The sequence below is a fragment of the Liquorilactobacillus mali genome (genome assembly GCF_001437155.1).
GTDB classification, from domain to species: domain Bacteria; phylum Bacillota; class Bacilli; order Lactobacillales; family Lactobacillaceae; genus Liquorilactobacillus; species Liquorilactobacillus mali_A.
Window position 1 is genome coordinate 144,218 of record NZ_JQAR01000002.1, and the last position, 24,388, is coordinate 168,605.

22 protein-coding genes and 1 other annotated feature are annotated in these 24,388 nt (G+C 37.2%); of the genes, 20 read left to right on the forward strand and 2 right to left on the reverse strand.

Features of this window, described 5'->3' with window-relative positions; translation table 11 throughout:
* The first annotated feature begins 36 nt into the window (after window positions 1-36).
* The 16 genes from ezrA (at window position 37) to IV36_RS01800 (ending at window position 18,631) form a co-directional block, all read left to right on the forward strand.
* Window positions 37-1,752: a septation ring formation regulator EzrA gene (gene ezrA / locus IV36_RS01725; RefSeq protein ID WP_056990477.1), complete on the forward strand. Its 1,716-nt coding sequence runs from the start codon at window positions 37-39 to the stop codon at window positions 1,750-1,752.
* 314 nt (window positions 1,753-2,066) lie between these two features.
* Window positions 2,067-3,215 carry a cysteine desulfurase family protein gene (locus IV36_RS01730; protein WP_056990479.1) on the forward strand — a complete coding sequence of 383 codons (1,149 nt, stop codon included), beginning with the start codon at window positions 2,067-2,069 and terminating at the stop codon, window positions 3,213-3,215.
* 19 nt (window positions 3,216-3,234) lie between these two features.
* On the forward strand, window positions 3,235-4,452 hold the full coding sequence (gene thiI / locus IV36_RS01735) for a tRNA uracil 4-sulfurtransferase ThiI (RefSeq protein ID WP_056990481.1): 1,218 nt from the start codon (window positions 3,235-3,237) through the stop codon (window positions 4,450-4,452).
* 40 nt (window positions 4,453-4,492) lie between these two features.
* Window positions 4,493-4,716: a binding site (T-box leader), on the forward strand.
* Between the two features lie 45 nt (window positions 4,717-4,761).
* Window positions 4,762-7,419 carry a valine--tRNA ligase gene (locus tag IV36_RS01740; protein ID WP_056990483.1) on the forward strand — a complete coding sequence of 886 codons (2,658 nt, stop codon included), beginning with the start codon at window positions 4,762-4,764 and terminating at the stop codon, window positions 7,417-7,419.
* Between the two features lie 276 nt (window positions 7,420-7,695).
* A complete protein-coding gene (locus IV36_RS01745; RefSeq protein WP_056990485.1) occupies window positions 7,696-8,649 on the forward strand; it encodes a glycosyltransferase family 2 protein in 954 nt (317 codons plus the stop codon).
* A gap of 183 nt (window positions 8,650-8,832) precedes the next feature.
* Window positions 8,833-10,143 (forward strand): bifunctional folylpolyglutamate synthase/dihydrofolate synthase, encoded by a 1,311-nt coding sequence (locus tag IV36_RS01750; RefSeq protein WP_056990487.1) that lies wholly within the window; start codon window positions 8,833-8,835, stop codon window positions 10,141-10,143.
* Between the two features lie 15 nt (window positions 10,144-10,158).
* The gene (locus IV36_RS01755) at window positions 10,159-10,812 is read left to right on the forward strand and encodes an HAD family hydrolase (protein WP_056990489.1); all 654 of its coding nucleotides are present in this window, start codon (window positions 10,159-10,161) and stop codon (window positions 10,810-10,812) included.
* A gap of 47 nt (window positions 10,813-10,859) precedes the next feature.
* A complete protein-coding gene (locus IV36_RS01760) occupies window positions 10,860-11,531 on the forward strand; it encodes a JAB domain-containing protein (protein WP_056990490.1) in 672 nt (223 codons plus the stop codon).
* Window positions 11,532-11,612: 81 nt separating this feature from the next.
* A complete protein-coding gene (locus tag IV36_RS01765) occupies window positions 11,613-11,819 on the forward strand; it encodes a cold-shock protein (RefSeq protein ID WP_056990542.1) in 207 nt (68 codons plus the stop codon).
* Window positions 11,820-11,999: 180 nt separating this feature from the next.
* The gene (locus tag IV36_RS01770; RefSeq protein ID WP_056990492.1) at window positions 12,000-13,004 is read left to right on the forward strand and encodes a rod shape-determining protein; all 1,005 of its coding nucleotides are present in this window, start codon (window positions 12,000-12,002) and stop codon (window positions 13,002-13,004) included.
* Between the two features lie 94 nt (window positions 13,005-13,098).
* Window positions 13,099-13,947 carry a rod shape-determining protein MreC gene (gene mreC / locus IV36_RS01775; RefSeq protein ID WP_056990494.1) on the forward strand — a complete coding sequence of 283 codons (849 nt, stop codon included), beginning with the start codon at window positions 13,099-13,101 and terminating at the stop codon, window positions 13,945-13,947.
* Window positions 13,948-13,958: 11 nt separating this feature from the next.
* Window positions 13,959-14,474 (forward strand): rod shape-determining protein MreD, encoded by a 516-nt coding sequence (gene mreD / locus IV36_RS01780; protein WP_056990496.1) that lies wholly within the window; start codon window positions 13,959-13,961, stop codon window positions 14,472-14,474.
* A 15-nt stretch (window positions 14,475-14,489) separates the two neighbouring features.
* Window positions 14,490-15,167 carry a septum site-determining protein MinC gene (locus IV36_RS01785; protein ID WP_056990498.1) on the forward strand — a complete coding sequence of 226 codons (678 nt, stop codon included), beginning with the start codon at window positions 14,490-14,492 and terminating at the stop codon, window positions 15,165-15,167.
* 2 nt (window positions 15,168-15,169) lie between these two features.
* The gene (gene minD / locus IV36_RS01790) at window positions 15,170-15,976 is read left to right on the forward strand and encodes a septum site-determining protein MinD (RefSeq protein ID WP_003687026.1); all 807 of its coding nucleotides are present in this window, start codon (window positions 15,170-15,172) and stop codon (window positions 15,974-15,976) included.
* 161 nt (window positions 15,977-16,137) lie between these two features.
* Entirely contained in the window at window positions 16,138-17,589 is a 1,452-nt protein-coding gene (cls, locus tag IV36_RS01795) for a cardiolipin synthase (RefSeq protein WP_056990500.1), read from the forward strand.
* Window positions 17,590-17,695: 106 nt separating this feature from the next.
* Window positions 17,696-18,631, forward strand: coding sequence for an alpha/beta hydrolase (locus tag IV36_RS01800; protein WP_056990501.1), 936 nt, complete (start codon window positions 17,696-17,698; stop codon window positions 18,629-18,631).
* Between the two features lie 102 nt (window positions 18,632-18,733).
* On the opposite strand, the gene IV36_RS01805 is transcribed toward IV36_RS01800, so the two are convergent.
* Complete coding sequence (locus IV36_RS01805) at window positions 18,734-19,639, reverse strand: MBL fold metallo-hydrolase (protein ID WP_056990502.1); 906 nt, start codon at window positions 19,637-19,639, stop codon at window positions 18,734-18,736.
* 137 nt (window positions 19,640-19,776) lie between these two features.
* Between IV36_RS01805 and IV36_RS01810 the strand changes: the two genes are divergently transcribed.
* A complete protein-coding gene (locus tag IV36_RS01810) occupies window positions 19,777-20,139 on the forward strand; it encodes an iron-sulfur cluster biosynthesis family protein (protein ID WP_056990503.1) in 363 nt (120 codons plus the stop codon).
* 84 nt (window positions 20,140-20,223) lie between these two features.
* Here the strand turns inward: IV36_RS01810 and IV36_RS01815 are convergent, their stop codons facing one another.
* Window positions 20,224-21,618 carry a C69 family dipeptidase gene (locus tag IV36_RS01815; RefSeq protein ID WP_056990543.1) on the reverse strand — a complete coding sequence of 465 codons (1,395 nt, stop codon included), beginning with the start codon at window positions 21,616-21,618 and terminating at the stop codon, window positions 20,224-20,226.
* A gap of 157 nt (window positions 21,619-21,775) precedes the next feature.
* On the opposite strand from IV36_RS01815, the gene IV36_RS01820 reads away from it, so the two are divergent.
* From IV36_RS01820 to lysA, 3 genes are all read left to right on the forward strand, one after another.
* The gene (locus IV36_RS01820) at window positions 21,776-22,666 is read left to right on the forward strand and encodes a YitT family protein (RefSeq protein ID WP_056990504.1); all 891 of its coding nucleotides are present in this window, start codon (window positions 21,776-21,778) and stop codon (window positions 22,664-22,666) included.
* Window positions 22,667-22,762: 96 nt separating this feature from the next.
* On the forward strand, window positions 22,763-22,966 hold the full coding sequence (locus IV36_RS01825; RefSeq protein ID WP_261974520.1) for a 2-hydroxymuconate tautomerase: 204 nt from the start codon (window positions 22,763-22,765) through the stop codon (window positions 22,964-22,966).
* A gap of 82 nt (window positions 22,967-23,048) precedes the next feature.
* Window positions 23,049-24,353, forward strand: coding sequence for a diaminopimelate decarboxylase (gene lysA, locus IV36_RS01830; protein WP_056990505.1), 1,305 nt, complete (start codon window positions 23,049-23,051; stop codon window positions 24,351-24,353).
* Window positions 24,354-24,388 lie beyond the last annotated feature (35 nt).

Consider the following 24,388-nt stretch of genomic DNA (forward strand, 5'->3'; position numbering starts at 1 on the left):
AAACAAAAAGTGTATATACATAGGAGTGAGGACTTGATGACGTTAGTTTTGAGTGCAATTGTAATAGTCGCTGTGGTGGCTTACTTTTCTTTTTTTTATTTGCAACGGAAAAATAGTTCCGAAATCGCAATAAAAAAGGAACAAGTTAATAATCTTGTTGGGTCTTCAGTACACGAGGAGATTCTTAGCACGGAGAAAATTAGATTATCTGGGGAGTCGCTTACTCAATTTGAAGAGACAAAACAAAATTATTTATATATGATCAATCACAAATTGCCTCAGATATCTGAACATCTGGCAGAATTAGTGGAAGCAAACAGCCACTACCGTTTTTTCGAAGTTAGAAGGGAATTGAATTTACTTGATACTAAGCTTGAGAATGCCAGCAAACTGGAAAAAGAAACAAAACAAAATCTGCAGGCATTCAAAAAAAGTAATTTGGAGCACCAAAAGAGGACAAAAGAACTAGAGCAAAAGTATCAAAATCTTCGTAAGACGCTTCTTGCAAAAAACTTTTCATTTGGTCCCAGTATCGATAAACTCGAAGAAAATTTAGCTGAAATTGAGAAAACTTTCGACAGTTATAGTCAGACAACTAATTTGGGCGATTATGTGAAGTCAACTGAGATATTGAAAGTATTGAAAAAAGAAACAGCTTTGTTAGAGAATGCAATAAAAGTTATTCCTCCATTGTACCGTAGTGTAAAGAATGTTTATCCAGAGCAAATAACTGAAATAAAAGAAGTATATGACAAACTGTCTGCCTCTGGATATGGTTTTACAACAGATTTTGACAAGAAAATCTCTGAAATCCAGACATTAATTGCAACGAACATCGTTAATTTGAGTGAGTTGGAACTTGATCATGCCAAAGAAACGGATCAGAAGATTGATCAGGAAATTAATGATTCATACGATGAGCTTGAGTCAGAAATAAAAGCGAGAAACGAAGTTGAAGACAAGATGGAAACTTTTGAAAAATTCGTTTCTCATGCTCGGAAGAATCAGCGTGAATTATTGATAGAACTTGATCGTTTGAATCAGAATTATACTTTTAACCATAATGAAATGGAAAATGCCAAGCAGCTTGATGAGGATTTGAAGGTAATTGAACAAGAACTTGCAGACTACCAAGAGAAAATCAGTGATAAAGAAAAAATTGTATATTCTGTTATTAGGGAAAAGCAAGCCAAACAGATCGAAAAGCTCGAAGCTATCGAAGAAAAGCAGGCTAAGATCGGTGATAGTGTGCAGAATTTATGGAACGATGAACAAGAAGCTCATAAAGCGGTTCGACAATTTGATTTTGACATCCACAGTATGAAGCGTGACCTTGAAAAATTGAATTTGCCTGGATTATCTAAAGAATATTTAGACTACTTTTATGCTGTAAATGCGGAAATTGATGACTTAGCCGACAAGCTTGATCAAGTTAAGATTGATATGGATGAAATAACCAAGCTTTTGATCGATACTCAATCTGATTTGGATGTACTTAACGAGAAAACAAACGATATAATTGATAGCGCATCTTTGACAGAGCGTTTGTTGCAGTATGCTAATCGATATCGTTTACGTTATCCAGAAGTTGCTCAGTCTTCAGACAAAGCATATCATCTTTTCAATCAGAGTTATGACTACGCTGGTAGTTTAGAGTTAATTGCAACTGCTGTTGATAAAGTTGAGTCTGGGGCATATAAAAAAATCGAAGACGAGTATTATGCAAATAAGACGTCTACAACCAGCAAATGAGCACAAAGTAATCTAGGTACAAGTTAAGAGATTTTTGGGGGCCGGGTCAAAAGTTAACTTTTGACCTGGCTTCTCTATATTATTTCGGATAATGCGTTCTCGTTACATAATTCAAAATATTCTGTCTAAGCTATTACTCGTAGCAAAGTCTCGCTATGTTAGTAATTTTGAACCATTACTCAGGTTTTGGACAGTGAGAATATATTTTTTAAATATCTAAAATTTAACTTTGTTTTCAGCAGCATATATTGTAAAATAACTTGCGAGTTTTATTTTCAAAAAAATATAAAGTATTTGAAATAGGAAGGATAGAAATGATTTATTTTGATAACAGTGCAACAACTAAAGTTGCACCTCAAGCTTTGGAGACCTACACCAAAGTCAGTAACCAAATCTGGGGAAATCCATCTTCACTCCATGCTTCAGGTGAGAAAGCATTTGGGTTATTGGAACAGGCAAGACTACAAATTGCTAATTTGATGGGTGTCAAGCAAGATGAAATCTTCTTTACAAGCGGTGGCACCGAGGGCGATAACTGGGTCGTTAAGGGAACAGCAATTGAAAAAAGAATGCACGGCAAGCACCTAATAACCTCAAGTGTTGAACATCCTGCTGTATTAAATTCAATGGCTCAATTAGAGAAACTAGGTTTTGAGGTAACATATTTGCCAGTTAATGAGAAGGGACAGGTTTCTGCTAAAGAATTGAAAGCTGCGATTCGACCAGATACGATTTTAGTCTCAATTATGGCTGTCAATAATGAAATAGGGGCAATTCAACCAATCGATGAGATTGCAGGTGTGTTACGCAATTATCCCAAGATTCATTTTCATGTTGATGCAGTTCAGGGCATCGGCAAGGGAATTCAGCAGATGATCATGAATGATCGGGTTGATTTTGTAACATTCTCAGGCCATAAGTTCCATGCTCCAAGAGGAATTGGATTCATGTTCAAACGGCGCGAACGCAAGCTGGCATCATTGATGAGCGGTGGCGGGCAAGAGAAAAATTTGCGCAGCGGAACGGAAAATCTTCCAGCAATAGCTGCAATGGCAAAAGCCTTAAGGTTATTGTTAGAAGGGGAGAAAGATAAGGTTCAAAAACAACTTGAAATAAAGAAATTTATTTATGATTACGTCACAAAATTCCCTAAAGTCACGATGTTTTCGCGCATGACACCAGACTTTGCGCCACATATTCTTTGTTTTACTATTGACGGTGTTCGGGGTGAGACAATAGTACACGCTTTTGAAGAACACGGCATTTATATTTCAACGACAAGTGCATGTTCATCTAAAAAACACGTTGTATCAGGAACTCTAAATGCAATGAATATTCCTGAGAAGATCGCAACTTCAGCAATTCGTATTAGTCTTGATGAGCATAACAGCCTAGCAGAAGCTCAAGAATTTGTCGATGTTTTTGAACAGTTGTATCATCAATTTGAAAAGATCAATTCGTAGAAATGAAAGGAAGTAAAGTGTGCAATATACAGAAATAATGGTTCGCTATGGCGAATTATCAACCAAAGGAAAGAACAGAAAAAGCTTCATTGATCGTTTAGGCTTTAACACAAGAGAAAGTCTTCATTCTTTCCCTAAGCTGGCCATTAAGGCTAATAGAGATCGAATGCATATCCAATTAAACGGCGAAGACAGTACCGCAGTGATGAAACGATTGAAGCAGGTTTTTGGTATTCAGAATTTCTCACCATCAGTCAAGGTTAAGCGTGATGTGGAACTTGTTAAGCAAAAAGCTGTTGAAATGATAAAAGAACAGTTTGAAGAAGGCACAACTTTTAAAATTAACACTCGTCGTTCAGATCATGACTTTGAACTGGATACTAATGCAATGAATGATTTACTTGGTGGATATGTACTCGACAATATCCCAGGAATCAAGGTCAAAATGAAGAAACCTGATATTACGTTGCGCGTGGAAATTAGGAGTAATGGAATATTCTTATCCAGCAAGACAATCAACGGTGCGGGCGGACTTCCAGTTGGAACTGCTGGAAAAGGGATGTTGATGCTCTCAGGTGGAATCGATTCACCTGTGGCAGGTTATCTCGCAATGAAACGTGGAGTTGCAATTGAAATGGTTCATTTCTTCAGCCCACCTTATACAAGTGAACAGGCTTTGAATAAGGCAAAAGAGCTAACTTCAAAGCTTGCTCCGTTTGTTGGGAGTATCAAATTCATACAAGTTCCTTTCACGGAGATTCAAGAGACGGTCAAACATGATGTACCATCAGGTTATTTGATGACCGTCCAAAGACGCTTTATGTTACGCTTGGCAACTTTGATTGCGAAAAAACGTGAAGGACTTGCAATTTTTAACGGTGAGGCACTTGGTCAGGTGGCATCACAGACCCTCGAAAGTATGGTCGCAATAAATGATGTGACAACCCTACCAGTATTACGTCCAGTAGTTTCAATGGACAAGAACGAAATTATTGAAATCGCACAAGAAATCGATACATTTGATCTATCAATCATGCCATTTGAAGATTGCTGTACGATTTTTGCTCCGCCAGCCCCTAAGACAAGACCACGTTTGGATAAGGCAAGACTCTACGAAGCACGCTTAGATGTTGATGGATTGATAGAAAGGGCAATGGCAGGGATTAAAATTACTGAAATTAAGAGTGATCAGAAATTCTTGGCAGAAACCAGCGATAGTTTTGCCGAACTTCTATAATTAGGCTTGACTGCTCTATGTATTCAAGCTATTATATACTGCATAAGCGAGGAACAAGAGGGTTTCATGGATTCTAGTTTTCAGAGAAGAGGCTGATTGCTGAAAGGTCTCTAGCTGGGTTTGAAATTGTAGCTTGTAAGCTGTTGGACTGAAATGAATTCTATGAGTTCATGCGTAGGTCTGACCGGACATGTTCGTTATCATGGAATTAAGAGGGGTTAAAAGCCCAACTTAGGTGGTACCACGGTGAAAGTCGTCCTAATTTTTTAGGATGGCTTTTTTGTTTTATAAAAAGAAAGGAATGAGAATATGACAAGAGAGATTGAAATGTCGACGAAATATGAACCACAACAAGTTGAGACTGGTCGTTATAAAAAATGGTTGGAACAAGGAGTATTTAAACCGAGCGGGGACAAAAAAGCAAAGCCATATTCAGTTGTTATTCCACCTCCCAATGTAACTGGTAAGCTGCATTTGGGACATGCTTGGGATACTACATTGCAAGATATGATTATCCGTCAAAAAAGAATGCAAGGCTTTGATACTCTGTGGCTTCCAGGGATGGATCATGCAGGAATTGCAACTCAAGCCAAGGTTGAGGCACGTCTTGCTGAACAGGGAATATCTCGCTATGATCTAGGCCGAGAGAAATTTATTGAAACTGTTTGGAAATGGAAAGATGAGTATGCAGATATTATTCATCAGCAGTGGAAAAAACTTGGATTGTCTCTTGATTATGATCGTGAACGTTTTACTCTTGATGATGGGTTATCCAAAGCAGTCCGTAAGGTATTCGTTACACTGTATAAAAAAGGCTTGATTTATCGCGGTGAATACATTATTAATTGGGATCCTAAAGCCAGAACAGCGTTGTCAGATATTGAAGTTATTCATAAGGATATAAAGGGTGCTTTTTACCATGTTAAGTATCCATTTGCCGATGATACAAAATTCAATGGTAAGAACTATATCGAAATTGCCACAACTCGTCCTGAAACAATGATGGGTGATGTTGCGGTTGCGGTCCATCCAAGTGATGAGCGCTACAAGGATATTGTCGGGAAGACACTGATTTTGCCATTACAAGGTCGTAAGATCAAAATTATTGCTGACGAGTATGTTGATCCGGAGTTTGGAACAGGGATGGTTAAGATTACACCAGCACATGACCCTAATGATTTTGCCGTTGGTAACCGTCATGACTTGGAAAGAATCAATACCATGAATGAAGATGCATCAATGAATGCCAATGCTGGTAAATATGAAGGCATGGATCGTTTCGAAGCACGTAAGGCGATTGTTGCTGATCTTGATGCCGGAGGATATCTGCTGCGAGTTGAACCAATTACTCATAGTGTTGGACATTCCGAGCGTACAGGTGTTCAGGTTGAAGCTCGTTTATCGACGCAATGGTTTGTGAAGATGAAACCATTAGCTGAGGTTGCATTGGCAAATCAAAAATCAGAACAAAGAGTGAATTTTGTACCCGGTCGTTTTGAGAATACCTTTACACAGTGGATGGAAAATGTTCATGACTGGGTTATTTCACGCCAGCTTTGGTGGGGGCATCAGATTCCTGCGTGGTACCACAAAGAAACTGGAGAAATTTATGTTGGTGAAGAAGCTCCAAAAGACATTGAGAACTGGGTTCAAGATGAAGATGTGCTGGATACTTGGTTTTCAAGTGCATTATGGCCATTTTCTACGATGGGCTGGCCAGATGAGGACGCTGCTGACTTCAAACGTTACTTCCCAACTGACACATTGGTTACAGGTTATGATATTATTTTCTTCTGGGTGTCAAGAATGATTTTCCAAAGCCTCGAATTTACAAAAGAACGACCATTTAAGCACGTACTCATCCATGGATTGATACGTGATGAGAATGGTGTCAAAATGAGTAAATCATTGGGAAATGGGATCGATCCTATGGATGTGATCGATAAGTATGGTGCAGATGCATTGCGCTGGTTCTTATCTAATGGTTCTGCTCCTGGGCAAGATGTTCGGTTCAGCTACACAAAAATGGATGCTGCATGGAACTTTATCAATAAGATCTGGAATGCCAGTCGTTTTGTTATTATGAATCTAGATGATGAGACAACAGGGCAATTGCCTGCAAGAAAACAATGGAAGTTATCAGATAAATGGATCATCAGCCGTCTGAATGAGACAATCGGTGAAGTAACACGTTTATTTGATAGTTTTGAATTTGGTGAAGCTGGAAGAGCACTTTACAACTTCATCTGGAATGATTTCTGTGATTGGTATATTGAAATGTCTAAGGAAGATTTGAACGGTACGGATGAACAAGCAAAGAAGGATACGCAAAACATTCTGTGTTACGTACTTGACCAAACCTTAAGATTGCTGCATCCAATCATGCCATTTGTTACAGAAAAGATTTGGTTGGAAATGCCACATGAGGGCGAGTCACTTGTGACAGCAAAATATCCTGAGTATAATGCTGCCGATGTTGATGAAGCTGCTCAAAGTGAGATGGAGAACTTGATTGAGTTGATTAAAGCAGTTCGTAATAGTCGCGCGGAAGTTAATGCTCCTATGTCAAGTGCAATTGAAATCTTGATTAAGACATCCAGTGAAAAAACAAAGAAGATTTTTGAAGCTAATATTGATTATATTGAGCGTTTCTGTCATCCAAAGAAATTAGAAATCAGTGCTGACGTTGTTGCACCCGATTTGGCAATGACTTCTGTTATCACAGGTGCCGAGGTGTACTTACCACTTGCAGATTTAATCAATATCGATGAAGAAATTGCTAGATTGCAAAAGGAAGTTAAAAAATTAGAAGGCGAAGTTACTCGTGGAGAAAAGAAACTGGGTAATGAACGCTTTGTTGCAAATGCACCCGCTGATGTTGTTACTCAAGAAAGAGAAAAACTTAGTGAGTATAAGGCAAAATTGGAAGCAACAAAAGAAAGAATTGCAACTTTAAAGAAAAACTAGGATATAAGGTATAAATTTATATTAATATGCAAAGAGAGAATCCAAAAAACATTTACTACATTTTTTGGTTCTCTTTTTTTGTATGAATCAATGTTTATACTCAAACCTATTATTTTTAGCATAATTTTAATTGTACTAATTTAGGTATAAAAATATATAAAATCACAAAATAATAATTATTTGTTCACGGAAAATTCATACACTCTCTCTACACTAAAAGTAGTAAAATAGTTGCACTTTTTAAAGTGCTTTTTGGTATGAAGGAGAATTTTGTTTATGAGTTTAAAAAAAGCATTGCATTGTTGCATTAGAAGGACTCAATTTTTTATTGACTTACCATATGAGCAAAAGACTGGGAAAGAACTTAGGAAAAGTGAATTAAGGGCAGTAGTTACTGGCGCAGTAAAATTAGTCAGTCTGTGGGCAAAAAGAAATGATTATTCACAAATAAAATATGATCTTTCTATGACAATAATTTTGAAGAATGAGGCACCATACATTAGAGAATGGCTTGCGTATTATATTTCAATTGGTGTCGAGCATTTTTACATCTATGACAACGATAGTCAAGATGATTTAAAAGAAATAATAGACTCATTTGGAGATAAGGTAACTTATGTACGTTTTAGTGGTATTGGAAGACAAATGGATGCATATAATGATGCTCTAAATAAGTATGGCAGATACTCAAGGTATATGGGTTTTTTGGATGCAGATGAATTTATTTATTTGAAAGAGGGACAATTGAATTTTGTTGATTTTTTACATAATTATTTTGCTGATCCGCATGTTGGAGGCTTTGTAATCAATTGGCAAATTTTTGGTTCTTCTTTTTTGAAAAAGAAACCTCATGGATTGGTAACCAATAATTTTGTATATCGGGCCAAGAAAGATTTTAAGAAGAACTTTCATGTAAAAACAATTGTGGATCCTAGAAAAGTAGCGGGATTCTTTAATGATCCGCATGGTGCCTATTACTTACCTGGCTATTACGCAGTAAATGAAAAAAAGCAAAAGGTGGATGGACCATTCTCTCACAGTGTAAATACGGATAGGATTCAAATTAATCATTACTTTACTAAATCAGAAGAAGAATTTATACAAAAAAAATCACGTGGGCGTGCGACTAAGAATTCACAAAGAACCATGCAAGATTTTGTGGATCATGACAAAAATGACATTCTTGATGACTCAATGAGAATATACAATCAGCGAAATAAACTTGAGTAAAAAAATGCATACAATGTTTTCCTCCATGTAACCAAGTTAGCGGTTATCTGGGGGAATTTTTGTTCAAACAGATGAAAATTAAAAGAGATAGAACCATCTTTTTTTTAGATTAATGCAAAAGTTGTTTGTTCTAATAAGTCCTTTAATGTACAATAAATCTGAGAGTAAGAAGGGTTGAAAGTAATGGCATTTGATGATTATGAACAGGCGATTTCCTTTATTCATGGAAGAACAAAGTTTAAGAAAATTCCAACTCTGGCTAGGATGAGATTATTTCTAAAGTATTTGGGTAATCCTGAAGCGGGCTTAGAAGTAATTCACGTAACGGGGACGAATGGAAAGGGGTCAACCGTAGCTTTTTTAAGAGAATTATTGGAAGAGCAAGGACTAAAAGTTGGAACCTTCACGTCGCCATTTATTGTCAGGTTCAATGAAAGAATACAGATTAATAAGCAAATGATACCTGATAACAAACTGCTGAACCTCGTTAATTTTATCGTACCGATCGTTGCACAATTGGATGAAGAGTTAGCTGATGCTGAGGGAGGACCAACCGAGTTTGAGATTGTTACCGCATTGATGTTCTTATATTTTTCACAAGAAAAGGTTGATATTGCAGTTGTTGAAGTTGGTATTGGGGGGACCTTTGATTCAACTAACGTAATAAGTAAACCGCTTGTGTCGGTCATCACAACGGTGGCTCATGATCATGCAAAATTATTAGGTAATTCTCTGGCACAGATTGCAGGGCACAAGGCAGGAATAATTAAAGAAAATCGACCAGTTGTGGTTGGAAATATCCCTGAAGAAGCACTTGATGTAATTAAGAAGAAAGCAAAAGAAAAAAATGCAAAATTATATACACCAAGTGAGAATTATTCTTTTAAAGAAGCTTCAAAAAAAGCTTTGTGGGGTGAAGTTATTGATTATGATGGCTTTGGTTTAACAATTAATGATTTGCGAACTTCACTTATGGGAGAATTTCAGCGTGAGAATGCGGCGGTGGCACTCAGTGCTTTTTTGATTGTTTCAATGCAAAAAAAGTGGCACGTGAATAGCAAAGAAATTCGTTTGGCTGTAAAAAGGGCAACTTGGCCAGGCAGATTTGAAGCTGTGAGTGAAAAACCCCTAGTTGTACTGGATGGAGCCCATAATGTTGCAGCAATTGATATGATTGCAAAGACAATTAGAAAAAATTTCAAGAGCCAACATGTTTACATAATTGCCGCAATGTTAGCTGATAAACGGCCACGTGAGATGTTCGCCCAATTGAGTCAATTGCCCAATACGACAATATATGGAACAACATTTGCAGGCCCGCGACCGGTGGCTAAAGTCAAGGATGTTACTGTGAAAAGCGAAGGAATTGAATATTCTAAGAATTGGCAGGAAGCCTTGGTTAAAATTGTTGCACAGATGTCAGAAGAAGATATAATTTTAATTACTGGATCTTTGTATTTCGTTTCTGAAGTAAGACACTATTTTTTAGATTAGGTGAGGACATTTAAGATGAATGTAAAGTTAGTAATTTTTGATATGGATGGCTTAGTGGTCGACTCTGAAAAGATTTATTTTGCTGCGAATAAAAGAGCGGCAAACAAATTAGGAATGCAATATTCGATGGATTATTATCGACGCTTTATAGGTTCGGGCAACGATATGATGTATTCAGAGATGAGTCGTGATTATGGCAGCAGAGAGTTGATTTCTGAATTTATTAAATTAAGTAAACAACAGGTCTTTGATGTTATTAAAGAAGAGGGATTACCACTGAAAAAGGGTTTTTTAGAATTGGCATCTTATCTACGCGATGCACGTATTCCAAGTATTCTAGCATCAAGTAACGATCGAAGTGCAATTGATTATTTCTTAGATATTGCTAAAATCGGTCAATACTTTTCAGAAATAATTTCAGCAGATGATGTGGTTAAGGCCAAACCCGAGCCTGATATCTTCGAACAAGCATGGGCAGCGTCAGGTCAGCATAACAAGAATGAGGCGGTAATTCTTGAAGATTCGTATAATGGTGTTTATGCGGCAAACAATGCACATATCCCTGTAATTATGGTTCCAGACTTGATCCAGCCAACAAAAGAAGTTGCTGAGAGAACGCAGGTAGTTTTACCAAATTTAAATGAAGTAAAAAGCTATTTTGAAAAATAAGATGAATCCCTTTTGTTTACGTAATTAAAAACGAAAGGGGTTTTCTTATGCTGACAAACAGATACAATGAAGAAGAAATAATACAAAGATTGACTAAATATAGAGGATCCAGTATAAGTCAAAAAGAACTTTTGTTTTTACTTATTTGCGGTTTTTTGGGAAAAGAAAATGCATCAAAAAAAGTTAATCAGTTTTTTTTACAATATACAGACTTGCGTCAGATAAAAGATCTTTCTGACATAGAGTTGATGGAGATTGTTGAAAGTGAGCATGATGTTCAGATGTTTAGAGCCCTTTGCGAATTCGCAGAGAGGCTCAATAAAAGACCAAAACTGACACTAGGAAAAATCTATACGAGTCAGGAAATAGGCGAGGAGATGTCACTAGAACTAGGACTGTATCTGCAGGAAGTATTATTTGTAATATTATTAGACACAAAGAATCAAATAATTGCAAAAAAAATTGTTTTTCAAGGGACCTTAGATACCGCTACAGTACACCCACGTGAAATTTTTCGTTTTGCATTGCAGTACGCTGCTGCCAGAATAATAATTGTTCATAATCATCCCAGTGGTGATACTGTACCTTCAAAGAATGATCTGCAGTTGACTAAGAGAATCGAAGAGTGCGGGAATATGATTGGTATAGGATTGCTTGATCACATTATTGTAGGATCATCACAATATTTGAGTATGCGTGAAGAAAAAATTCTTTCTTAAAGATCGCCTTGAATTCCTTGTTCAAGTGGGATGAATATGCTAAACTTTTCATTAGTTAATTATCAAGAAGGATGTGTTTATTTGCTTACAGGTACAGTTCATTTTTTCGAAAAGGATGAAGGATACGGCTTCATTACCCCAGATGATAATGAACAAGATATTTTTGTTCATTTTTCAGCAATTAAGACTGAAGGGTATAAGACGCTAGCTGAGGGACAGAGAGTCGAATTTGCTGTTGCCATGGGCAAACGGGGTCCGCAGGCAGTTAATGTCCATTTATTACAATAAATGATTGTATAAATAATGATTAAGAATATTGAGAGTTAAAGACATTTTGTGTATCATTTAGTATGCTATCGAAGTAAGCAATTTTTAGTAAACGCCATTTAATTCTTATGGTATAATTGAACTATTATTGAAGAACTGCGTTATTTATTAAAATGAGGCAACGTGAAGGGATGAAATATATTGTTCGGAATCGGGACGAAAAATATTGGTATAGACTTAGGTACAGCAAATACAATCGTGTATGCTGAAGGTAAGGGAATTGTATTGCGTGAACCCTCAGTTGTAGCTAAGAATACAAAAACAGGCGAAATTGTTTCAGTTGGATCTGAAGCACGGGACATGATTGGACGTACGCCGGCAAGTATTGTTGCAATTCGTCCAATGAAAGACGGTGTAATTGCAGACTATGATACGACGGTCGCAATGATGAAGTACTATATTCAAAAAGCTTTGGGTCGTAAGACAGGCAAGCCATATGTGATGGTTTGTGTTCCTAGCGGCGTAACCGAAGTAGAAAAAAGAGCAGTGATCGATGCTACACGTGTTGCCGGAGCACGTGATGCTTATGTTATTGAAGAACCATTTGCAGCAGCTATTGGTGCGGGTCTTCCAGTTATGGATCCAACCGGAAGTATGGTCGTTGATATTGGTGGTGGTACAACAGATGTTGCGACCATCTCATTAGGTGGAATTGTTTCTAGTCGCTCAATTAGAATGGCCGGTGATAAGATTGATGATGCTATCATTTACTATGTTCGTCAGCATCATAATCTATTGATTGGTGAAAGAACAGCTGAAAAATTGAAGATGGATGTTGCATCGGCTTCAGTTGAGGCTGCAAAAGAGTTGGATAGTCAGACAATTCGTGGTCGTGATTTATTAAGTGGGCTTCCAAAGACAATTGATATTGAAGCTGTTGATGTTGCGCAATCAATTCAAGAGGTTGTGCAAGAAATCATTTCTGCAATCAAGGAAACATTGGAAGAAACATCTCCTGAGATCGCTGCTGATGTAATCGACCATGGGATTGTTCTTACCGGTGGTGGTGCACAATTGCGTCATTTGCCTGAAGTAATTGCAGATGCTACAAAAGTACCTGTATTTATTGCATCGGAGCCATTAGATTGTGTGGCTATCGGTACTGGTGAATCTCTAAAGAGTATTGAAGTAATGAAAAAAAGATAATAGAGACGATTGAAGCGTGTCATGTTGGGAGGTTGGGAGTATTCGTCCAGCCTCTTAATTTTTTGATACGTCTTTGAGTGTAGTGGAGGAAATAATGCAAAGATTTTTTTTCAATAAAAGACTTATCATTGTACTTATTACATTGATTATCGGATTTGTATTAGTAGCATTTTCAGTGACTGTTAGAAATAATAAATCAACGCCGCCAATTATCCAACAGTTTGGTAACGATGCTGCGGGTCTTGTTGATAGAGTTGTAAGCTATCCGATAAGTGCGGTCGGAAATGTTGGTGGAGCAGTTGAAGATTTGCTTAATACTTATCAGGAAAATCAAAAACTAAAAAAGCAAGTTGATAGTTTGGCATCTGAGAAGGTTTCTAATCAGACAATTCGTAAAGAAAATGCTGCTTTAAAAAAACAACTGAAGTTGAATAAGTCTTTGACAAATTATACTGCAGTTACATCTTATGTTATTGCAAGAACACCTTCTTCATGGCAAAATCAAATAATCATCAGCAAGGGTTCATTAGCTGGTGTTAAAAAGAATGCTGCCGTGTTATCTGACAAAGGATTGGTTGGCCGGGTTACTGAAGTAAACAAGACAAATAGTAAGGTCGAATTGATCAGCACAACGAATGATGACGCTGATCGCTTTGCTACAACAATCATCACAGATGATGGTTCAGTCAATGGATTGATTACTAGCTACAATGCCGATACTAACAGACTAATAATGGGGCAAATTGATTCTCAAAAAACAATGAAGAAGGGTGACAAAGTCATTACTTCTGGTATGGGTGGCAACTCTCCTCAGGGAATCTATGTTGGAACTGTTATGAAAGTTGAAAAAGACGATTATGGATTGGCCTCAAAAGTTGAAATAAAACCTGCGGCAGATTTGACGAATCTTAATATAGTTACTGTTGCAAAAAGAACGGATTAGAAGGTGGTTTGATGAGAGTTTCAAAAATACGATATTATTACCCCTTGGGTCTGTTCATAGCTCTTTTTCTAGATGGAACTTTAAGCAATATTTTTGCGGGTAACTTTTTTACGGCTAATTTGTCCATTGAAAGTCGCTTATTTCTGCTTTGGGTTGTAATGAGTGTCTTTTTTGCAAAAGTTGAACATCCATTTTTTTGGGCAATTGCGGTTGGATTAACATTTGACTTGTTTTTCACGGGTATAATTGGACCATTTTTCATGTTAGTCCCACTTATTCTTTATTTGACTAGAGTGATGTATAGTTTTTTTACACCATCCTTTATTGTGGTACTATTAATATATCTGATAGATATTGCACTCTTTACACTTTTATTCTACTGGATTAACGTACTGATCGGTTTTACGAGTGTTTCGCTTGCAAGCTTTATCAGTGGTACACTTGGACCCACATTAGCCTTTAATCTGGCAGTATTTGTAATATTATATTTGCCAATTAAAGGTCTGATGGAGATGTCCTCAAGATAGGGGGTGGCGTTTAAAATGCAAAACGTTGTTTTAAAAGGTCATAAAAACGGCTATGTGATAGCAATTCGTGCAGATTCCAAGTTTGAAGATGTTCTTGCTGAAGTAACAACTTTGTTTGCAGATTTGCAGAAGGATAAGAAGCGTGATTCTGCACAGCCAATTTCTTTTAATATCACCACAGGAACACGGCTGTTAAGTGCCGAAGAAAAGAAAAAGATTGAGGATGTTGTAAGTAATTATCCGCTCTTTTCGATACATAAGTTTACTTCTGATGTTATGCTTGTTCAGGATGCTATTGAGATGGTCGAGAGTAAAGTTGTACATCTTAATGCAAATACTGTGAGAAATGGTCAAATTGAATATATCAAAGGTGATGTCCTATTCATAGGCAATTTGCATCGTGGAGGGATTTTGAGAGCAACTGGGAATGTATTTTTACTTGGTAATTGTGAAGGAATCATACATGCTGGTTATTTAAGCGATGCACAGGCAATTATTGCTGGAAATGTTTCAAAAGCCCAACAGGTCAGGATTGCGGATGTGGTCGATATCATTTCTGATGATGAAGAAAAAATGGCAAGAGATAGTGAAGTCGTAGTTTACGTTAATGACTTGCACGCACTTGATTACACTGAACGTGATCAAGTGAAAGTGATTAGACCAAAATTATTTGCACATATGGGAGGTTACTAAAGATGGGCAAAGCGATTGTTGTTACTTCTGGAAAAGGTGGGGTAGGAAAGACAACTACTTCTGCTAATTTAGGAACCGCACTTGCACTCTCTGATAAAAAGGTTTGTTTACTTGATTTGGATATTGGATTAAGAAACCTTGACGTTATTTTAGGCTTAGATAATAGAATTATTTATGATATTGTGGATGTTGCCAAGGGAAGAGCGAAGCTGCATCAGGCTTTAATCAAGGACAAGCGCTTTGATGACAAACTATTTTTATTACCAGCAGCACAAAATGCTGATAAATCAGTGCTTGAACCGGATGAGGTCAAGGCAATAGTTGATGAATTAAAACCAGACTATGACTATGTTCTGATCGATTGCCCCGCTGGAATCGAACAAGGATTCTTGAATGCTATTGCTGGGGCGGATCAAGCAATTGTTGTTTCGACACCTGAGATTTCGGCCGTTCGTGACGCCGACCGTGTGATTGGACTGCTTGAAAAAGCAGGTTTAAAAGAGCCACCACAACTGGTTATAAACAGAATAAGAACTCACATGATGAACGATGGGCAGGTCATGGATATTGATGAGATAACACATCATTTATCTATTAATTTGCTTGGGATAGTATTTGATGACGACAAAGTGATCAGTACATCTAATAAGGGTGAACCTATTGTTTTAGATGAAACTAACCCAGCTGCACAGGGATATCGTAATATCGCACGGAGACTGCAAGGCGAGACGGTACCTTTGATGAATATCAAAGAAGTTGAAAAGAAGGGATTTCTTCAAAATATTTTTTCGTGGTTTAAGAAAAAGTAGAATTAATTTCTAATGTGAGAAGAGCGGAGCCAATTATTATGGCTTCGTTTTTTTATTGTGCTAATAAAAATGACAAATGAATCAATGAAGAGTAAAATTTTTCATAGATATCTTGTTTTTTGCGCAGTAATGTTAAGCAAAAATCAGAAAAGGGGAAGTAGATGTCCATAACATTAATGATTATTGAAGTTGTTTTTTTATTGAACCTTGTTTTTGCAATGTTAACAGTTTTTAGGGAAAAACGTGAAATCTCAGCCACATGGGCTTGGCTCTTGGTTTTACTGTTATTACCTGTAATAGGGTTTATTCTGTATTTATTCATTGGGAAAAAGCTTTCACGAAACAAAATTGATGATATTAGAACACAAAAACAAATTGGTATCGATCAGCTGGTTAGCCTGCAAAAAGAACAGTGGGATGAAAAAGAATTACTGCCAGCAGATGAGATAATTGATACGGCACGCGAGATGGTTCATCTTTTTCTAGAAACCGATAATGCTATTTTAACCAAGCATAATAAGGTTGAAATATTGACAGATGGTAAGGAAAAGTTCAAAAGGCTGTTTGAGGATATAGCGGCTGCAACCGACCATGTTCATGTAGAGTATTACACGTTTTACAACGATGAGATTGGGAACCAACTTTTGCATCTGCTTGAAAAGAAAGCGGCTGAAGGTGTCAAGGTACGAGTCATTTATGATAGTTTTGGTTCACATGGTACAACCAAAAAGTTTTTTGCTAAGTTAGAAGAACTTGGTGGTCGTGCAGAAGCATTCTTTGGTTCAGGTCGAAGTTTCTCTAGTTTTCGTTTGAACTATCGTAATCACCGTAAGCTAGTGATTATTGACGGAAAAGTTGGCTATATTGGCGGCTTCAATGTTGGAGATCAATATTTAAGCAGAAGCAAGAAGTTTGGTTATTGGAGAGATACTCATATTCGTGTTCAGGGAAATGCTACTGATTCTATGCAGTCCAGATTCTTCATGGATTGGAACGCTACTGCTCCAGAAAAGGATCGTATTGATTATCAAGAAAATTATTTTCCGCTGGTCAAGCGCCAGGGAAAAACGAGTATCCAGATTGTTTCAAGCGGACCTGATAATGACATTGAGAAGATTAAACTTGGATATATTAAGATGATTAATAATGCTACTGAATATATAATGATTCAAACTGCTTATCTGATACCAGATGATCCCATTTTAGAAGCTCTTTCATTAGCGGCATTTTCGGGAATTAAAGTCAAGATTATGATTCCCTCAATGCCAGATCATCCTTTCGTATATCGTGCAACACAGTATTATGCGAAGTCATTAATTACAAATGGTGTAGAGATATACAGATACGATAATGGTTTTTTACATTCAAAAACATTGGTTGTAGATGATAAGATTGCTTCTGTTGGTTCTGCAAACATGGATTATCGCAGTTTTAAGTTGAACTTTGAAGTTAATGCCTTCTTGTATGATCAAGAGATAAGTGAACAGTTAAGTAATATTTTTAGGGAAGATATGAAGAAATCTACAAAATTAACGATTGAAGATTTTAAGGAGCAATCAATGTGGTTGAAGTTCAAACAGTACTTTTCAAGACTTTTATCTCCGATTTTGTAGAAGTTATGTATTAGTAAGAAATAACGCGAAATGAAGCTAGGTCAAAGGATAATCCTTGTTTCGACCTAGGTTATATTTTGTTTGAAAAAACAGATGGAGAAAATTGATGAGTAAGAAAAGAATTTTTGGGATAGTATTTGGATTATTAGTTGTTGTAGTCTTGGTAGGAATTGGTGGTGCAAGTGTGTATCTCTATAACTTTGCTTTTGAACCGCAAAGTCATCTCAATTCAAAGATTCCTGCTAAGAAGGCAAGTCGACTAGCTGCTGATAAGAAGTGGCTGAAAAATGTAAAGCAAAAGAGTTGGAATGAGATTTCCGCTAGTCAAGATCTAAAATTACATGCAGCTTATGTTCCTGCAAAGGAAAAAACAGAAAAGACAATTATAGTGGCTCACGGGTATCAGGAAAATCATAAGGACATGGCTAGTTATATCCGGATGTTTCATGAACTTGGATACAACGTTTTAGCACCGGATGATCGTGGGGCAGGTGAAAGCCAAGGAAAATACATTGGTTTTGGATGGCCAGATCGTTTGGATTATGTAAAGTGGATTAGGAAGGTAATTGCAAAAAATGGCAAAAACTCTGAAATAGGTCTTTTTGGTGTTAGTATGGGTGGAGCAACGGTCATGATGGTTAGTGGTGAGAAGTTGCCTAAACAAGTCAAAGCAATCGTTGAAGATGCTGGATATTCAAGTATTGAGAGTGAATTGACGTACGAGCTCAAGGCACGCTTTAATTTGCCAAAGGAACCATTAATCACAACTGCGGCCTGGTATACTGACTTTAAAGCTGGGTTTAATTTTAAAGCAGGGAGTTCGTTAAAGCAGTTACGCAAGAATAAACTGCCAATATATTTTATCCATGGTGGCGAAGACACGTTTGTTCCTACAAAGATGGTCTATCAAAATTATGCAGCTACCAAAGGAACAAAGAAAATATGGGTAGCTGCAAAGGCTGGACATGCAATGACTTACTATGATTATCCAACTGAATACCAGGAAAAAATTAGTCATTTCTTTACAGAATATTTGAATTGATAATTTTGATAAAAAAAGAGTGTGATCTTCAGCAGGTTTGAGCCAAAACTCAAATTTTACTGATTTATATCACACTCTTTTTTGTATGCTCATATTACATTTTTACCAAAAAATAATTTGTTCGATTTTTAAATCTTGTTTTAATTGTAAGAGACTGTTGTCATCAATGGGAGTAATTAAAGGTGTGATCTTGGTTGGATAATTTGCTGCAGTGACAGGTCGTAACATTGGATCAGTGTAGTTATTTTCAGCATCGATTATCTCTAACTTTGTATCAACTTGCTGGATGACTGCTAAATTTTGTTCATCTTTTGAGAAGGAAGTTAGGAATTCATCATCTGGGAAGAAGAAGTTTAGAAGTTCAGCATATTCCCTTTGCCAGAGAATTATCCTATCATGTTCTCTGGCGGTCTCGTTATATTTAGCAAGACGCTCAGGATTCAAGGGTGAGAATAGAACTTTTGCAGGAGCGTCAGCTGATACATGTGAAATGAATTTGCCAAATTGTTTTTGGATACCCGTTTCACTAATGATTGTATGAGAATTATTTGTGTACATTTTCGCATCCAAGTAAAAAGATGATGGCTGATTTTGCCGAATAACTTTTTTCCAGTTTTTGAGCCGCTTGCTATGAGCACCCTTGTTGGTGAATGAATGACAATAAAAAATAGATTTACTTGGTGAGTTGATAAGAAAGGCGAGTGAGCCATACAAGGAATCATCATTTTTGTAGGCAGTTATTTCAACTCCATCGATCCTTTGCGGGTATTGTGCTGGAATTATTTTTGGCTGGCTCTGCAGCTTGTCGATGAAGCCAAACCGTATTAATTTTTGAATTAATGTGTAAAGTTCTTGTGATAAATAAAATCTGATTTTTTTGTCAGATGTTCTTAGAGCGTTGATATTGTTTTCACTATAATGTGTGATAAAGACATATTTTTTAATAACAGTTTTGCGAACATCAAACTGAATGTTTTCGAAAACAAATTCTGAATTATTTTCTGACATATTGAATTCTCCTTAGATAAATATGAACAATGCTAACTTTTTAGAAGCAAATACTTTGAGTCTTCAGATATAACGTGTACAATATAGTTGAGACATAGTAGTTAAGATATGGTAAAAAAACGAATGGAGGAACTGAAATGTATTTAAAAATCACTCCGGAAGCACAAGCAAAATTACGAAGTAAGATAGGCGACGCAGATGTTAAGGTCTTGCTAGACTTTGACGATGGTGTAGGTGCCCTGTCACGCGTGGGCACATGTACTTTAGCATCTGTTTTCCGTGTACTTCTAGTTGACCCAGCTGTCGATTCACATGACTATGATGAAAGCATCGACACTGACATGGGTCCAATTGCTATCAAAGGCTACAGTAAAATGTATATGGACGAAGACATGACCTTAGAATTAAATGAAAAGACGCAAATGTTACGTCTTAAGGGTGCCAACTCTGGTGAGTTAACCGCTGCTGTTAATGTTGAGCGCTTTGAAGTCGGAGTCTAACTCTGACAGCTGAACTGAATTCCTTGATTTGAATAAAGTGACAAAAGCCTGCATTTCTTGATTAGGCTCTTGTCACTTTTTTTATCATAAATTAGCGTCGGTTTTAAAATCAAGTGGTGAGAATGCAGTCGCTTCAGTAATCAGTTGGGCAGTTAGTTCTTCAACTTTTCTGCTTGCGTAGAGAGCATTTTCATTTGAATATTTTGTGAGGAGCTCACCTTTGTTTTCTGATTTTACATCGCTTTGAATATGCTGATCAATTTCGCGAATACGCTTGTTTAATTCAATCCTAACTTCTTTTTGCATAGTCTTTAGCTTTTGGCCAAACTCTAGGTAATTACTATCAACTAAAATACCAAGCAATTTGTATTCCCAATAAGCTGAGTCTGAACTGTATGTCGCAGCTCCTTTTTTATAAGATTCTGGAGTATCGTTGATTGCTGCGTAAAAGGGAACGAAGATACTTTGTGCAGTGACTCCCAGTGCAAGCCATTGTATTCCTGCAAGTTCAAGTGGGAGATTAGGTCGAATTTGGAGAATATGTGATTCCTGCGTCTTTGCTAGGCTAATTGGACGGAACTTGTGCTTTAAATCAGCGGGACCTTGTCCAATTGGATCATAATCTGTTCCCTGAAAGTGCGATCCGAGAATGAATTCAACATCTTCGCGGCTTATTAGACGATTAGCTTTGCGGATGAAAGGAAGCTCTTGACTCATTGGATTTTGTTCAATTTCAGGATTTAAATATTTTTGACCATACCATACACGCGGGGTACTATAGATCGCATCGCTTAAATCTTGCGTTCCAAAGATATTACGGAAGTTGAAAGAATCTGTGGCAGTGTTTAGATTATTCAGCGAAACAAATTCTGTAATACCCGTTGAATACAAGAAGTTATCCTTATCAGAAAAGTCGATTTCTTGGATTGCTAACTGATTGGCAACCACCGCATAGGAATCGTCAGGTATCCGTTGTGCTACCCAATGATGACCTGTTGCAATCTCCATGTACCAAGCGTCTTTTTGATCGGCAAATAAAATACCATTTGATTCACTTGCCCCTTTTTTTTCAACTATTCTACCAAGGTATTGGACACCTTCTCGAGCCGAATGAATATATGGTAGTGTGACTGTAATCATTGCTTCTTCACCGATTCCATCAGAAATTAGCGGATCAGCTCCGAGAACTCGTTCATTCGCATATGCGCTTTCAGTAGCACTCATAGCAACACCATACTCGTTAAAGCCATCCTCAGCAAAGATACCGTACTTGTCGGTCCATTCGGGAGTAGCAGTGTAACGTCCGCTAGTTTGGGGCAGTTCCATCGTAAAACCATTGTCTGGCGAAACAAAGACCTGTTTATCGTTATGATCAGTGTGAGGGTACACTTTAAAATGTTTTGGCCATGCCGTTTTTGCATCTTCGTTTCGTGCAATCATGATCGAGCCATCAATGCTTGCTTTTCTCCCTACGAGCATACTTGTACAGGCTGAAAAACTCTGTTCTTTAAATGACAAATTAATTCCTCTTTCTTTTTCTAAATTATTTCGTTAAAATGATTCTAGCATAGCAGAGCTTTTTATTGTAAGAAAAAGTTGCTGCTGTGTAAATTAATTTGAAGTGGAGAACTTAGTCGTGCTTTTAAATAAAATACCAGATCAAATAAAGAGAATCGCAATTATTTTTTGGTCATCAATCCTTTTGGCATGTGCTTTAAATTTATTTTTGATTCCAGGCAACATTTTTGGCTCCGGTCTTAATGGGATAGCGCAATTAATTTCATCCTTGTTGGTAAAAATCACAGGCATAAATATTGATACTGGATACTTTATATTCTTACTGAATGTTCCAGTTGGGATATTGGGTTGGTTAAAGGTTGGTAAAAGTTTTACGTACTATAGTGTTTTGACGGTCTTATTAACCACTATCTTAGCCATTGTCATACCTGTTATTCATTTGACTTCAAATCTCCTGATGAGTGCCTTATTTGGAGGAGTCATCACAGGTGCTGGAGTTGGATATGCCTTGAAATTCGGTTTTTCAACAGGTGGGATGTATATTATTGCAGTTGTACTTAATAAGACAACCGGTAAATCCATCGGAAGTTTAATGATGATAACGAATATGATAATTATTTTGACTGCTGGTGTTTATTTTAGTTGGCAAAGTGCATTATATACAATCATTTCAAATTATGCGATGACAAGAGTCGTTGATGGGATCCACACATCGCATCAAAAACTTACTGCTTTCGTGGTTACGAAACACGCAGAGGCAATCATCCCGGAGGTCAAAAACTCGCTGATTCGTGGTGTGACAGTTTTACAGTCAAGCGGTGGGTATTCAGACAGCAAAAATCAAACCTTGATGATAGTCTTGACTCGGTATGAACTGTATAAATTCAAGCAGATTATAGAGCAAACTGATCCAACTGCATTTATAAATTTTGTCAATACTGCTGATGTTGCGGGGAACTTTGCAGATGAAAAGCAGCAGGATGAAATCAAGAATAAGTTGAGCAATTAATAAGAAAGGGAAACAATCTTTTTTAAATAGCTTTTTTAGGATTTTTAATTGCTTTCCAATGTTATTTCTGCTTTAATATAACTATCATTTGTTTTGTTGAAAAGAGGAAAATTTATGCCAATCGTACATATTGATTTGATTGAAGGCCGTACACAAGATCAACTTAAACACCTCGTGGAAGATGTCACTAAAGCTGTTAGCAAAAACACTGGAGCACCAGCTGAACATGTCCACGTTATTCTTAGTGAGATGCAAAAAAACCGCTATAGTGTAGGCGGAGTTCTCAAAAGCGATGAATAATTAGGTGTGTATGAAGGGCTGGGGCAGTATTCCCGGCTTTTTTGTTTAATTAGATTTTTTTGAAAAGAAAGGATGTTTGAAGTTGACAAGTTTATCGGATGAAATAGCAACAAATGAAGCAGGACATTTAACAATCGGTGGGGTCGATACTTTAGAACTTGTTTCTAAATATGGTTCACCTTTGATAGCATACGATGTCTCAAAAATAAAAAGTCAGATAAATCACTTCAAACAGGCTTTTATTGATGCAGATGTTCCTTATCGAGTGACCTATGCAAGCAAGGCCTTTTCTGCTGTTGCTATGTACCAACTTGTTGCGGGTGAAGGTCTAGGCTGTGATGTGGTTTCTGGGGGAGAATTAGTAGCTGCGTTAAAGGGTGGTATGCCGGCAAAAAGGATTGAATTTCACGGGAACAATAAATTGCCAGTTGAACTGGAGATGGCAGTTGATGCTCAAATCGGTTGTATTGTGGTTGATAATTTTCAAGAAATAGCATTTCTGGATAAGATCCTAAAAGAAAAAGACACAACAATTTCTGTAGTTGTACGTGTTGCACCAGGAATTGAGGCTGAGACACATAAGTACATTTCAACCGGTCAAGAAAATTCGAAGTTTGGTTTTGATGTACACAGTGGTCAAGCTAAGAAAGCACTAAAAGAGTTGATCGATAATCCTAGAATGAATGTCCTTGGAGTGCATTGCCATATCGGTTCTCAAATATTTGCTGCGAGAGGTTTTGTAATGGCCGTGGATAAAATGGTTTCCTTATTGAAGCAGTGGAATGAGGAGTTTGGTTTTTCTGCCAAACTACTAAATCTTGGTGGGGGTTTCGGAGCACGATATGTTGATAGTGATCAACCTTCACCTGCAGAGGATTTTGTAGAACAAATTATTGCAGAGGTTAAGAAGAAAATATCTGAAGCTGATCTTGAATTCCCAGAAATTTGGATCGAGCCAGGACGTTCACTAGCTGCTGAAGCGGGCACAACTTTATATACGGTAGGCTCACGCAAGGATGTAGAAGGAGTTTGTCACTTTGTTTCAGTTGATGGAGGAATGGGAGATAATATTAGACCAGCACTTTATCAGGCAAAGTATGCTGCAATTCTGGCTAATAAACCACATGCATTGAAGGAACAAATCGTTACCGTAGTAGGAAAGTATTGTGAGTCTGGTGACATCCTAGTAAAAGATGCCTTGCTGCCAATCACTCATCCAGGTGATATTTTGGCAGTTCCATCGACGGGAGCATACGGATATACGATGGCAAGCAACTATAATCGTAACCCGAGACCGGCCGTAGTCTTTTGTGAAAATGGCGAATCTAAATTGATTATTAGAAGAGAGACTTACGAAGACTTATTAAATTATGATTTGGGTCTCTGATTTTCAATCCTTTAAGAAATGTTATAAGAAACTTG

Bases quoted from the DNA above. Each gene is read 5' to 3' on its own strand.
- ezrA (WP_056990477.1), top strand. From the start codon at position 37: ATGACGTTAGTTTTGAGTGCAATTGTAATAGTCGCTGTGGTGGCTTAC.
- IV36_RS01730 (WP_056990479.1), top strand. From the start codon at position 2,067: ATGATTTATTTTGATAACAGTGCAACAACTAAAGTTGCACCTCAAGCT.
- IV36_RS01740 (WP_056990483.1), top strand. From the start codon at position 4,762: ATGACAAGAGAGATTGAAATGTCGACGAAATATGAACCACAACAAGTT.
- IV36_RS01745 (WP_056990485.1), top strand. From the start codon at position 7,696: ATGAGTTTAAAAAAAGCATTGCATTGTTGCATTAGAAGGACTCAATTT.
- IV36_RS01750 (WP_056990487.1), top strand. From the start codon at position 8,833: ATGGCATTTGATGATTATGAACAGGCGATTTCCTTTATTCATGGAAGA.
- IV36_RS01755 (WP_056990489.1), top strand. From the start codon at position 10,159: ATGAATGTAAAGTTAGTAATTTTTGATATGGATGGCTTAGTGGTCGAC.
- IV36_RS01760 (WP_056990490.1), top strand. From the start codon at position 10,860: ATGCTGACAAACAGATACAATGAAGAAGAAATAATACAAAGATTGACT.
- mreC (WP_056990494.1), top strand. From the start codon at position 13,099: ATGCAAAGATTTTTTTTCAATAAAAGACTTATCATTGTACTTATTACA.
- mreD (WP_056990496.1), top strand. From the start codon at position 13,959: ATGAGAGTTTCAAAAATACGATATTATTACCCCTTGGGTCTGTTCATA.
- IV36_RS01785 (WP_056990498.1), top strand. From the start codon at position 14,490: ATGCAAAACGTTGTTTTAAAAGGTCATAAAAACGGCTATGTGATAGCA.
- minD (WP_003687026.1), top strand. From the start codon at position 15,170: ATGGGCAAAGCGATTGTTGTTACTTCTGGAAAAGGTGGGGTAGGAAAG.
- cls (WP_056990500.1), top strand. From the start codon at position 16,138: ATGTCCATAACATTAATGATTATTGAAGTTGTTTTTTTATTGAACCTT.
- IV36_RS01800 (WP_056990501.1), top strand. From the start codon at position 17,696: ATGAGTAAGAAAAGAATTTTTGGGATAGTATTTGGATTATTAGTTGTT.
- IV36_RS01805 (WP_056990502.1), bottom strand. From the start codon at position 19,639: ATGTCAGAAAATAATTCAGAATTTGTTTTCGAAAACATTCAGTTTGAT.
- IV36_RS01810 (WP_056990503.1), top strand. From the start codon at position 19,777: ATGTATTTAAAAATCACTCCGGAAGCACAAGCAAAATTACGAAGTAAG.
- IV36_RS01815 (WP_056990543.1), bottom strand. From the start codon at position 21,618: ATGCTCGTAGGGAGAAAAGCAAGCATTGATGGCTCGATCATGATTGCA.